The 13,524-nt window shown below is 32.1% G+C and carries 11 protein-coding genes; all 11 read left to right on the plus strand.

The window, feature by feature from the left end:
- Position 1 precedes the first annotated feature (1 nt).
- The 11 genes from LQ688_RS10835 to LQ688_RS10885 all read left to right on the plus strand — a co-directional run bounded on the left by LQ688_RS10835 (position 2) and on the right by LQ688_RS10885 (position 13,469).
- Entirely contained in the window at positions 2–679 is a 678-nt protein-coding gene (locus LQ688_RS10835; RefSeq protein WP_064204813.1) for a response regulator transcription factor, read from the plus strand.
- A gap of 4 nt (positions 680–683) precedes the next feature.
- Positions 684–2,036 (plus strand): HAMP domain-containing sensor histidine kinase, encoded by a 1,353-nt coding sequence (locus LQ688_RS10840; protein ID WP_239723995.1) that lies wholly within the window; start codon positions 684–686, stop codon positions 2,034–2,036.
- 4 nt (positions 2,037–2,040) lie between these two features.
- A complete protein-coding gene (locus tag LQ688_RS10845) occupies positions 2,041–2,682 on the plus strand; it encodes a hypothetical protein (RefSeq protein ID WP_070045102.1) in 642 nt (213 codons plus the stop codon).
- Between the two features lie 85 nt (positions 2,683–2,767).
- A complete protein-coding gene (gene truB, locus LQ688_RS10850; RefSeq protein ID WP_082892509.1) occupies positions 2,768–3,676 on the plus strand; it encodes a tRNA pseudouridine(55) synthase TruB in 909 nt (302 codons plus the stop codon).
- Between the two features lie 12 nt (positions 3,677–3,688).
- On the plus strand, positions 3,689–4,645 hold the full coding sequence (locus tag LQ688_RS10855; RefSeq protein ID WP_016998643.1) for a bifunctional riboflavin kinase/FAD synthetase: 957 nt from the start codon (positions 3,689–3,691) through the stop codon (positions 4,643–4,645).
- Between the two features lie 102 nt (positions 4,646–4,747).
- The gene (gene rpsO / locus LQ688_RS10860; RefSeq protein ID WP_016998644.1) at positions 4,748–5,017 is read left to right on the plus strand and encodes a 30S ribosomal protein S15; all 270 of its coding nucleotides are present in this window, start codon (positions 4,748–4,750) and stop codon (positions 5,015–5,017) included.
- Positions 5,018–5,139: 122 nt separating this feature from the next.
- Positions 5,140–7,254 (plus strand): polyribonucleotide nucleotidyltransferase, encoded by a 2,115-nt coding sequence (gene pnp, locus LQ688_RS10865; protein WP_016998645.1) that lies wholly within the window; start codon positions 5,140–5,142, stop codon positions 7,252–7,254.
- 60 nt (positions 7,255–7,314) lie between these two features.
- Positions 7,315–8,532: a M16 family metallopeptidase gene (locus tag LQ688_RS10870; RefSeq protein WP_239724865.1), complete on the plus strand. Its 1,218-nt coding sequence runs from the start codon at positions 7,315–7,317 to the stop codon at positions 8,530–8,532.
- A 156-nt stretch (positions 8,533–8,688) separates the two neighbouring features.
- Complete coding sequence (rnjB, locus tag LQ688_RS10875) at positions 8,689–10,362, plus strand: ribonuclease J2 (RefSeq protein WP_016998647.1); 1,674 nt, start codon at positions 8,689–8,691, stop codon at positions 10,360–10,362.
- Positions 10,363–10,445: 83 nt separating this feature from the next.
- A complete protein-coding gene (locus LQ688_RS10880; RefSeq protein WP_016998648.1) occupies positions 10,446–12,746 on the plus strand; it encodes a DNA translocase FtsK in 2,301 nt (766 codons plus the stop codon).
- A gap of 9 nt (positions 12,747–12,755) precedes the next feature.
- On the plus strand, positions 12,756–13,469 hold the full coding sequence (locus tag LQ688_RS10885) for a GntR family transcriptional regulator (protein WP_016998649.1): 714 nt from the start codon (positions 12,756–12,758) through the stop codon (positions 13,467–13,469).
- Positions 13,470–13,524: the final 55 nt, after the last annotated feature.

The raw sequence follows: 13,524 nt of genomic DNA on the forward strand, positions 1-13,524 counted from the left end.
CATGGAAAAAATCTTAATTGTTGAAGATGAAGTGAAAATTGCTAGAGTCATACAATTGGAATTAGAGTATGCAAATTATGAAATTAGTATAGCGAATACCGGAAGACAGGCTTTAGAACTGTTTGAATCGAATCATTTTGATTTAGTTTTATTGGATGTCATGATTCCTGAATTAAATGGTTTAGAGGTTTTGAGAAGGATTAGGGAAGAGGATAGTAACATTAAAATTATTATGTTAACTGCTAGAGATGCAGTGATGGATAAAGTGAGTGGTTTAGATTCTGGTGCAAATGATTATATGACTAAACCATTTGAAATAGAAGAACTTCTCGCTAGAATTAGAGTTCATTTAAAACAAAACAATGAAACAACTGAAGAGAATCGTAATGAAATTCAATTTAAACATTTAAATATTCATCCATTAAGCCGAGAAGTATATATAAATGAATCACTCGTTAATTTAACTCAAAAAGAATATGATTTATTGTTGTACTTTATTCAGAATAAAAACCAAGCTTTAACAAGAGAACAAATTATTGAAGCGGTGTGGGGATACGAATATTATGGCGACACGAATGTTATTGATGTTTATGTCAGATATTTAAGAAAAAAACTAGATCAAAATGACATATCCTTGATATCTAGCGTTAGAGGTATTGGATATATGATAAAGGATTGAATCTATGAAACTAGGGACGAAAATTCAACTCTATACAACGGTAATGATTGTCATTGTTGTTATTTGTATAAATTTATTTGTTTATTTTGTTTATCAAAAAGTTTCACTCGACTCGGAAGTAACTCAGCTAGAAAGTCGAGGCATTAATATTATGAAAGAGTTGCAAAATACTTCAGATACTGATGTTAATACCGAAGCTGTTTTGCAATCTTATTTACTTTCTGATGGATATATTACAGTAGTTAACCAAAAAAATAAAAGTGTCGTTCAAATTTCAACAGATGTTAAGTATAAAAACTTAGCAGAATCATATAAAAATGAACAATATAAAAAAGTCGTCGAAAAAAGTGGCAATCATTTTGCTATGGTATCCTTACCGATTATTTGGAAAAATGGTGAAGTCAGCAATCTACAAATATTTGAAAATATCGATTTTAAATATGAAACTTTTTCTATTTTAAAATGGATATTAATTGTTTCGACTATCATTATTCTAATCGTTATATTTCTTTTGAATAGAATCATTACGCAAATTATTTTGAAGCCAATTAATGAGCTCATTGAACAAATGAATAAAACGAGAGAAACAAAGCATTACAGTAAAATCGATATAAATGATAACGATACGAAAGAGTTGAAAGAACTTTCGAATACATTTAATGAAATGATGCTCAATTTAAAAGATCATGATGAAAAACAACAAGCATTTATACTCAACGCATCACATGAATTAAAAACACCGATAACAGTTATGAATTCATACAGTGAAATGTTAAAAAGATTTGGTAAAACACGTCCTGATTTATTAGATGAAGGTATTGATACAATTAATGAAGAAGCTAAAAGATTAAAATATTTAACTGAACAAATGCTAGACTTAGCTAAAATAGAACGTACTTTTCATGACATTGAATTGTCAAAAGTTGATATTATTGAACAAGTTTCGAGTTTAACTAAAAAACTTTCACAAGTTTATCAAAGGAAAATCAATATATATACAACCGAAAGTTCATTAGTCGGAAAAATTAATAAAGATAGCTTTAATCAGTTGATGACTATTTTTCTTGATAATGCATATAAATATAGTCAATCAGAAATTGATTTAGAGCTTACAGATAAAGTTCAATATATAGAAATTATAATTAAAGATTATGGACCTGGAATTGTTGAAGAGGATATTGAAAAAATATTTACGAGGTTTTATAGAGTTGATAAAGCAAGATCTCGACAGTCTGGAGGATCTGGGTTAGGTTTATCAATTGCGAAAGAACTTGCATCGAAAAATCAAATCGACATACAAGTTAAAAGTGAAGAAGGTGTTGGCTCAGAATTTATATTGAAAGTGAGAAAGGTGTGAAAAAATGAAAAAAGCGATTAAACCTTTGCTTATAGTGGTTATGGCAATTCTTCTAATTGCTTTAATTTCCATTATTTACATCAGGTCAACAGAACAATTGATGGATAAAGACTTAGCTAAAACATTAATATCAGAAAGATATAAAGGTGATATTACCAAATTAACTCAATCTAAAGATAATCGAACTTTTTATGTGAAAATCAAAGATAAAGATAAAAAATACAGTTTAGAAATTGATCGAAGAAAAGAAACGATTAAAAACGTTACGTCACAAACAACACCTAAAAAACAAACTAAAAAAGAAAAACCAAAGACAAAAGAAAAACCAAAAAAAGATGACAAGAAAAAAACGCTTATAACTGAAAAAAGAGCAAAACAAATAGTTATGAATGAAGTGGGAGGTACTTTTGTAGATATTAAGAAAAATGAAGACTCTAAGCCTATGACATATACTGTTACTCAACATGTTGATGATAATGAAGGTGCTGTCGTTTCAGTTAATTCGTTAAATGGAAAAGTTAATTCAGTATCATGGTTTAATATTGAACAACCTCAACCTAGTTATAATGCGGGTAATGAAAATAAAGAACAATATTACTATGAAGATGACGATGACTACGACGATGATGAATACGATGACGATTAACATGGATTGTTAGTTATTTCTTCTTTTTACTTGAGTTTTAATGTAAACTTGTAATGAATAGAAGCATGTTTTGGAGGTCGTAAATTTGGATGGCATATTAGCAATTCATAAAGAAGTAGGCATGACGAGTCACGATGTCGTGTTTAAACTTCGAAAAATATTAAAAACTAAAAAAGTTGGTCATACTGGCACTTTAGATCCAGAAGTAAGTGGTGTTTTACCAATATGCGTAGGTAAAGCTACTCGTGTCAGTGATTATGTTATGGAAAGTGGTAAGACATATATTGCTGAAGTAACAATTGGTAAGAGCACGACTACTGAAGATCAAACTGGAGAAATAGTAGAAGAAAAAGCTGTAACTGAAAATATTTGGTGTACTGATGACATACGTTCAACTTTAAATAAATTAGTGGGTGAAATTGAGCAAATTCCGCCGATGTATTCAGCTGTTAAAGTAAACGGAAAAAAATTATATGAATACGCTCGTCAAAATATTGAAGTTGAAAGACCTGTTCGTAAAGTCTTCATTAACAGTATTGAGCTAACTTCAGACATTTCATATGACAACCAAACTTGTAAATTTGAAATAGAAGTCGAGTGTGGAAAAGGGACATATATAAGAACATTAGCAACTCAGATAGGAGAATTACTTGGTTATCCTGCACATATGTCTCATTTAGTTAGATTGAAAAGTGGTGGATTTTCGTTAAATCAGTCTATTACATTAGATAACTTACGTGAAATAGTTGAGCAAGATAGGTTACAGGAAGTGCTTCTTCCATTAGAATATGGATTGAATGGCTTACAAAAAATAATCGTAGAAGATTCTGGTCTTGTTAAAAGGATACAAAATGGACAGAAGATTATGAAAACCGATTTAAATACTAATATAGACGGTGAATTTGTCCTATGGTATAAAGAACATGCAATAGCGATTATGGAGCCTTATGAAAAAAATAATGATTTATATAAACCAAAAAAAGTTTTTCTTTAAAGGAGTATTCTGATGGAAGTTATAGAAATTTCACACCCAATTAATTCATCACAATTTGTAAATGAGAATATTGCATTAGCAATAGGTTTTTTTGATGGTATACATATTGGCCACCAAAAAGTATTGAAAAAAATGCTTGAAGTAGCAGAACATAACGATTTGAAAAAGGCTGTTATGACTTTTGACCCTCATCCTTCTGTAGTACTTAATCCAGAAAAGAAAAGAACTACATATTTAACACCGATAACGGATAAAGTCGAAGCAATAGAAAAGCTCGGAGTGGATTATTGTTTTGTCGTAAACTTTTCTTCTAGCTTTGCAGATGTTTCTGCAGATGAATTTGTAGAACAATATTTTATTCGTAATCATGTTAAAGCTGTCATTGCGGGATATGATTTTAGCTTTGGTAAATACGGAAAAGGCAATATGGCTTCTTTACAAGAGAATGATTATCCTTTTAGTGTACACGTCGTTTCTAAACAAACTTTAGAAGAAGATGTTAAAATATCAACTACAAATATTAGAACTTCACTTGAATTAGGTGAAGTAGAAGCGTGTACTTTAGCTTTAGGTCGTCCATATGTTATAAAAGGCATGGTTGTTCAGGGAGAAAAAAGAGGTAGAACAATAGGCTTTCCAACCGCTAATGTCGAACCAAGTGACGAATATGTATTACCAAGAAATGGTGTATATGCCGTTACATTACTCATTAAGTCTAGAAACAAAGTATATGAAGGTGTCTGTAATGTAGGGGTTAAACCAACTTTTCATGACCCATCAGTTTCACAAGTTAGCATCGAAGTAAATATTTTCGATTTTGAAGAAAGTATTTACGGGGAGAGAGTGGAAGTATTTTGGCATCATTTCATTAGACCAGAACAAAAGTTTAACGGCATTGATGCACTTGTAGAACAAATATCTAAAGATAAAGAAAAAGCAAAATCATTACTTGAACTTGATAAACAATAGTGGTTTATGTATAATAGTTAAAGTGCCTATTCCTTGGCTGATCGACACTCCGACGATTCGCTCAGGTATAAGGTGAATACAAAAATAGGAGGGAAATTGACAATGGCAATTTCACAAGAAAGAAAAAACGAACTAATCGAACAATACCGCGTACATGAAACTGATACTGGTTCTCCAGAAGTACAAATCGCAGTTTTAACAGCAGAAATCACTGCTTTAAACGAACATTTACGTACTCACACGAAGGATCACCATTCACGTCGTGGATTATTAAAAATGGTTGGTCGTCGTAAACACTTATTAACATACTTACGTGATAATGACGTTCAACGTTACCGTGATCTAATTAAATCACTTGGATTACGTCGCTAATCGCAACACCAATCGAAGGGAATCGATCAGATTTCTTTCGATTTTTTTATAAAAAATTATAAAATGAGTACATATTAATGGTATGATATAATTGATTAATTGTAATGAGAGGAGATTCATAAATGTCTCAAGAGAAAAAAGTCTTTAAGACAGAATGGGCAGGAAGTCCATTAATAATAGAAACAGGTCAGTTAGCGAAACAAGCTAACGGTGCAGTGTTAGTAAGATATGGGGATACGGTTGTATTATCAACTGCTACAGCTTCTAGAGAGCCTAGAAACGTAGATTTCTTCCCATTAATGGTAAATTATGAAGAAAAAATGTATGCAGCTGGGAAAATACCAGGCGGTTTTAACAAACGTGAAGGAAGACCAGGGGAAGATGCAACTTTAACGAGTCGTTTAATTGATAGACCAATTAGACCACTATTTCCAAAAGGTTATAGACATGACGTTCAAGTTATTTCTATCGTGATGAGTGTTGACCCAAATTGTTCACCTGAAATGGCGGCAATGATTGGATCATCAATGGCATTATCTGTTTCAGATATACCATTTGAAAGACCAATTGCAGGTGTTAATGTTGGTTTAGTAGATGGTGAATATGTCATTAACCCTGACGTAGAAGCTAAAGAAGTTTCATTATTAGATTTACAAGTAGCAGGTCATAAAGATGCTATTAACATGGTAGAAGCTGGTGCGAAAGAAGTATCTGAAGAAACGATGTTAGAAGGCATTTTATTTGGTCATAAAGAAATTCAAAGATTAGTAGAATTCCAAGAAGCTATAATTGATGAAATTCAACCTGAGAAATCTCCATTTGAACCTGTTGAAGTTGAGCAATCTCTTGAAGAAGCTGTAATCCAAAAAGCCGAGGCATTAGATTTAAACGGCGCAATTAGAACAGAAGAAAAACAACAACGTGATATCAATATAACAGCTGTTAAAGATGAAGTATTGGCACACTTTACTAACGAAGAAGAGCCTGATAACGAAGAAGTTCTTAAAGATGTTAGTAAAATACTTGATACTTTAGTGAAAGACGAAGTACGTCGTTTAATCACTGAAGATAAAGTAAGACCAGACGGACGTAAACCTGAAGAGATTAGACCGTTAGCATCTGAAGTTGGCTTATTACCTAGAGCACATGGTTCAGGTTTATTTACACGTGGCCAAACTCAAGCATTCTCTGTAGCAACATTAGGTGCATTAGGTGAACATCAAATCATAGATGGATTAGGTACTGAAGATCAAAAACGTTACATGCATCATTATAATTTCCCTAATTTCTCTGTAGGTGAAACTGGTCCAGTAAGAGCGCCAGGTCGTCGTGAAATTGGTCACGGTGCACTAGGTGAACGTGCTTTATTACAAGTGATTCCTGATGAAAAAGAATTCCCATATACAATTAGAGTTGTATCTGAAGTATTAGAATCTAATGGTTCATCATCACAAGCATCAATTTGTGGCTCTACACTTGCACTTATGGATGCTGGTGTACCAATTAAAGCGCCAGTTGCTGGTATAGCGATGGGATTAATCACTAAAGATGATAACTATACAATTCTTTCTGACATACAAGGTATGGAAGATGCTTTAGGCGATATGGACTTTAAAGTTGCTGGAACTGAAAAAGGTATCACAGCGATACAAATGGACATTAAAATTGATGGATTAAGTGAACAAATCTTAAAAGAAGCTTTAGAACAAGCTAGAATTGGTAGATTACACATCTTAAATCATATGTTAGAAACATTAGGTCAACCTCGTGAAGATTTAAGCGAGTATGCACCTAAGATTGAAATAATGCATATTAAACCAGATAAAATAAGAGATGTTATTGGACCTGGTGGTAAGAAAATTAATGAAATCATCGATGAAACGGGTGTTAAATTAGATATCGAGCAAGATGGAACGGTATTTATAGGTTCTAAAGATCAAGAAATGATCGATAGAGCACGCAAGATTATCGAAGATATTACTAGAGAAGCAGAAGTTGGCGCAATATACATGGCAACTGTTAAGAGAATTGAAAAATTCGGCGCATTTGTTGAAATATTCCCTGGTAAAGACGCGCTTGTTCATATCTCTCAATTTTCAAATGATCGAGTGAATAAAGTTGAAGATGTAGCTAAAATTGGAGATCAGTTCTTAGTAAAAGTAACTGAAATCGACCGCCAAGGACGTGTCAATGCTTCACGTAAAGTATTATTGAACGAAGATAAAGAGCAAAAATAAAATACAAAGTAATTGAATGGGGACAATGCGTTGTCCCTGTTTTTGTTATGAGGTGAAAAAATGACAGAACAAATAACTTTAGATAACGGAACAGTTATTATTTTTGAAGAGGTACCGAACAGTGAAACTGTGAGTATTGGGGCATATATAAAGACAGGGACTGCAGATGAAGGAGATTATCCCGAAGGTATCGCACATTTTGTAGAACATATGCTATTTAAGGGAAGTAAACATTACACAAGACAACAACTATCGACTGAATTTGATAAAATTGGTGGATATAATAACGCTTATACTACGAAAATGTATACCTGTTATTTTTGTAAAACGTTAAAACGTTTTGAACGGAAAGCGACTGACCTTTTATTAGACATGGTTAAAAATCCTTTATTTATTGAAGAGGAAATTGAGCGCGAGAAAAAAGTTATATTAGAAGAAATTAAAATGGTAGAAGATACTCCTGAAGAGTGGTTAATGGACACGTTAGAATCAGAAGTTTTTGAGAATCAATCTTTAGGAAAAATGATTTTAGGTAAACCTGATAGTGTTAAGTCTATAAACAAATCTATTTTAGAAGATTTTCATAAGAAATATTATCAAAGTAATCGATTAATTGTATCTATTGCAGGAGCGTTCAGTGAAGAATTGAAACAACTTGTAATTGATACATTGAAAGATGATAAGCAAATAGAAATAAAAGACGGAAAAAGAGACACTCAATTTTATGAAAAGAAGAAAACATACTATAAAAATGAGTTAGAGCAAACACATTTCATGAGATGTTATGAAGCCCCTAGTTATAATAATAAGTATTATTACGCGACAAACATTCTTAATACTATTTTAGGAGAAACAATGAGTTCGAAGTTGTTCCAAGTGTTAAGAGAAGAGCATGGGCTCTGTTACAACGTTTACTCAGATTTCCAAAGTTATCATGATAATGGTATATTGACGATTTATGCAGGTACAGATAAAGAAAATGTGAAAGCTTCAAGCGATTTGATAACAGATGTTTTGAAAAAACTGCTAGATGATAGCATTACACAAGAAGAATTAGAAGATGCTAAAAGTCATATTATTACGAGCTTTTTAATGGCTTCAGAATCCAATCAAAATAAAATGACAAGAAATGCTAGATCGTTAATGTTCCACAATGAATTGATAACAAATGAAAAGTTTGAAGAGAACATTAATATGATTGAAATAGAAGATATAAAAGAGGCAACTAAATCATTATTAGCGTCACCTTATTCAGAATTTATTTTAACTGAGAAATAACATATTTATAAATTGATTCCTCAATCGTTTGTGAATTCGTTTAATCAATATTTTATTTATCTATAACTCGATTATAGGTGCTTGTATAAACGATAATATAAATGGTATGATTAAAGAAATATATTATGGACGGGACTACATTTAGGAGGAACAATTTTGAGTTTAATAAAAAAGAAAAATGATAAAATTCGTATCATACCACTTGGTGGTGTTGGAGAAATAGCAAAAAATATGTATATCGTTGAAGTAGACGAAGAAATGTTTATGTTAGACGCTGGCTTAATGTTTCCAGAAGATGAAATGTTAGGTGTAGATGTCGTAATTCCCGATATACAATATGTATTAGAGAATAAAGACAAATTAAAAGGTATCTTCTTATCACATGGCCATGAAGATTCAATTGGTGCGGTAAGCTATATCCTAGAAAAATTAGATGCACCAGTATATGGGTCAAGATTGACTATAGCTTTAGTTAAAGACCATATGAAAGCAAGAAGAATTAACAAAAAAGTACGCTATTATACAGTAAATAGAGATTCAGTCATGAGATTTAAAAACGTAAACGTTACATTCTTTAATACGACGCACTCTATTCCAGATAGTCTAGGAGTATGTATACATACTTCTTATGGTGCAATCGTTTATACAGGTGAATTTAAATTCGACCAAAGTTTACAAGGTGCTTACGCTCCTGATATCGCTAAAATGACTGAAATTGGTCAAAACGGTGTTTTCGCTTTAATTAGTGATTCAACTGAAGCTGAAAAACCCGGTTATAATGTTCCTGAAAATGTAATCGAAAGTCATATGGTAGATGAATTTGCTAAAGCTAATGGTAGAATTGTTGTGTCTTGTTATGCATCAAACTTTATACGTATTCAACAAGTATTAAATGCAGCAAGCAAATTAAATCGTAAAGTTTCATTCTTAGGACGTTCTTTAGAAAGTTCTTTTAATGTTGCACGTAAATTAGGATATTTCAATATCCCAGAAAACTTATTAGTACCAGTTCATGATGTAAGTAAATATCCTAAAAATGAAATGATAATTATTGCAACAGGTATGCAAGGTGAACCAATCGAAGCATTAGGACAAATGGCTTTACAAAGACACCCTATTTTAAACATACTTGAAGGCGATAATGTGTATATCTCTACAACTGCTTCAGCTAATATGGAAGTTATTATAGGTCAAACTATGAATGAACTTGTTAAAGCTGGCGCTAACATTATGCCAAATAACAAAAAGACACATGCATCAAGCCATGGTTGCATGGAAGAATTAAAGTTAATGCTGAACTTGATGAAACCAGAATATTTCGTCCCAGTTCAAGGTGAATTTAAAATGCAAATTGCTCACGCTAAATTAGCAGCTGAAACTGGTGTGGATCCTGAGAAGATTTTCTTACTAGAAAAAGGCGATGTTGTTAATTTTGATGGCAAGCAAATGATTGCTAATGAAAAAGTAACAGCTGGAAACGTATTAATTGATGGTATTGGTGTAGGTGATGTAGGTAACATCGTCTTACGCGACAGACATTTATTAGCCGAAGATGGTATTTTCATTGCTGTTGTAACATTAGACCCTAAAAACAGAAAAATTGTTGGTGGACCTGAAATCCAATCAAGAGGGTTTGTTTATGTTAGAGAAAGTGAAGAATTATTAAATGAGGCTTCAGATAAAGTACGTGAAATTGTAGAAGAAGGCTTACAACAAAAGAAAATTGAATGGTCAGAAATGAAACAAAATATGCGAGATAAACTTGGCAAATATTTATACGAACAAACGAAACGTCGTCCGATGATTATTCCAATTATTTCTGAAATCTAATATTTTGTTGAAGAATTTTACAGTCAAATAAGCCCAATATTGGGCTTATTTTTTGCATTATTGATAAGGAGGCTATTCGTATAATGGTACAAAAGAAAAAGCCAACAACGCGTAAAAGAAAAACAACGCGAGGTAAAAAGAAGCAAAAAGATAACACGCTAAAGTATGTCATAGAAGTACTCGTGCTGTTTTTAATAGTGTTAGGCGCTTTTCAATTAGGTTTTATCGGGTTGATGGTTGATAGTTTCTTCCACTTTTTATTCGGCTATTCCAAATATTTTACATATATATTAATCGTGATTGTTTCACTATTGATTACATTAAATGATAAAGTGAAGTTTACAAGACGTTTAACTGGCTTATTCATATTTCAAATTGGACTATTGTTGTTATTCCAAATGATTTTATATTTCAAAGATAAGTCATTTGATTCATTTAAAACGTCATTAAGTGAAACATACTCAGCTTTAGAAAGTAACGCCATGTACTTTAATGGTGGTGGTTTCATAGGTTATCACGTATTTAATGTGGTAAGTAAACTCGTTTCAGTATTTGGTTATGGTTTAATTACATTGTTAATTTTAGTATCAAGTATGATTCTTATATTTAACAAAAAACATAGAGATATAACAAAATCATTATTTGAAAATGTACAAAGTAAAACAAAATCAAAAATGGTTAACTTAGAACGTAAAAGAGAAGAAAAATCTCAAATTAAAAAACAAGAAAAAGAAAAACGTAAACAAGAAAAAATCAAAGATGTTTCAGATATGAAAGAAATTAAAATGGATAATCCACCAGAAACAACAAAAGAAGAAACAAAAAATCAAGAAACATCCTATGATGATATTCCAATTTTTGAATCAACTGAAAAACAGCAACTTAAGAAAAAGTCAGTTCCTAAATCAGAAATTAAACAAGAAGAACCAGCTGAGGAAACAAATGAATCTACTATAGACGAAACAGAGAATTTAAATTATAAATTACCTCCGCTTAGCATTTTAAATGATCCACCTAAATCTCAAACAGTGTCTAAAAAAACTGTTCAAGAGAAAGGGAAATTACTTGAAGCGACATTAAGAAACTTTAATGTCGATGCTAAAGTTACACAAATAAGAATTGGTCCAGCTGTTACCCAATATGAAGTGCAGCCTGCTCAAGGCGTTAAAGTAAATAAAATTGTGAACTTGAGCAATGATATCGCTCTTAATCTTGCAGCTAAAGATATTAGAATTGAAGCACCTATTCCAGGTAAATCAGCAGTGGGAATAGAAGTGCCGAATGAACATATTTCTATGGTTACATTGAAAGAAGTATTAAATGAGATGAAGTCCACAACTAATAAATTAGAAGTAGCATTGGGTAGGGATATTTCGGGTGAACCTATTACAGCTGAGCTTAATAAACTTCCACATTTACTTGTGGCAGGTGCTACAGGTAGTGGTAAATCGGTATGCATTAACGGAATTATAACGAGTATTCTTATGAATGCTAAACCACATGAAGTTAAACTTATGCTAATTGATCCGAAGATGGTTGAGTTAAATGTATATAATGGTGCTCCTCATTTATTAACGCCAGTAGTAACCAACCCTCAAAAGGCAAACCAAGCTCTGCAAAAAGTAGTATCTGAAATGGAAAAACGATATGACTTATTCCAACATGTTGGAGCAAGAAATATAGAGGGTTATAACGAGTACATTGAAAGAAGTAACATGGAGTTAGAAGAGAAACAAGCACAACTACCTTATATAGTAGTGATTGTAGATGAATTAGCTGACTTAATGATGGTGGCAGGTAAAGATGTTGAGTCATCAATCATGAGATTAGCACAACTTGCTAGGGCAGCAGGCATACATTTAATTATTGCAACACAAAGACCTTCTGTTGATGTAATAACAGGTAGTATTAAGGCGAATATACCATCTAGAATTGCATTTGCTGTAAGTTCAGCGACAGATTCTAGAACGATTTTAGATGGTGGTGGTGCTGAAAAATTACTTGGTAAAGGTGATATGCTATTCTTATCAAGAGATTCTTCTAAACCGACAAGAATTCAAGGTGCTTTCCTCTCGGATGGAGAAGTTGAAAATGTTGTTCAACATGTAATTGGTGAGCAAACAGCTAACTACGTTAAAGAGATGGAACCGGACGAACCTAGTGAATCAGGGGAAATGGAAAGCGAAGATGAATTATATAAAGAAGCTTATTTATTTGTTGTTGAAGAACAAAAAGCAAGTGCTAGTTTATTACAAAGACGATTTAGAATAGGTTACAATAGGGCATCTAGATTAATGGATGATTTAGAAGGAAATGGCGTAATAGGGCCACAATCAGGTAGTAAACCTAGACAAGTTTTGGTCGATATTTATCAAGATGAATAGGGGGATATTATGTCTACAAGTGAAACGACTAATTTTGTGAAAAACTGGCTATTAGATAAAATTCAAAAAGGTGAACTAGAACCGGGAGAAGTTATACCAACGGAATTCGAGTTAAAAAGAACATTAGATATTGAATATGAAGAAATAGAAAAGGCTATTCATGAACTTGTAACAGAGCAAATATTGTCCCAAAAATCTGGAGAAGGTACGATAGTAAAACCAAGACAACCATTTTATTATCCTTTAGATGAACTTGTAAGTATTACCAATATGATAGAGAAAAACGGCCAGAAAGCTGGTACAGAATTCATTAGTCTTGATGAAGAAGTAACGACTATAACTGAAAAAGAAGTATTGAATTTAGAAGATAATGCTATCATTTCTGTCATAGAAAGATTGAGGACAGCTGATGGAGAACCAGTTGTATATTGCTTAGATAAAATTTCTGCAGATCTATTTCCATGTAGTGACTATCATTCTAATTTATCTCTATTATCCGCAATAGAGAATAAAATAGAATATAAAATCACTCGTGCTGATACATCGATAGAATCTATTAGCTATGAGCCTTACATTAGCGAAATATTAAATTCTCATCCTGATGATGCTATGATGTTACTTACTCAAATTCATTATGATGAACAAGAAAGACCTGTTCTTTATTCATTAAATTACTTCAAAAGTAGTCTTGTTAAGTTTCGAATCAAACGAAATAGGATATAATCATTATATTACACAGAAACAAAGTAACAATTGTTGCTTTGTTTCTGTATATCTA

This window comes from Mammaliicoccus sp. J-M40 (assembly GCF_022386395.1).
Lineage (GTDB): Bacteria > Bacillota > Bacilli > Staphylococcales > Staphylococcaceae > Mammaliicoccus > Mammaliicoccus lentus.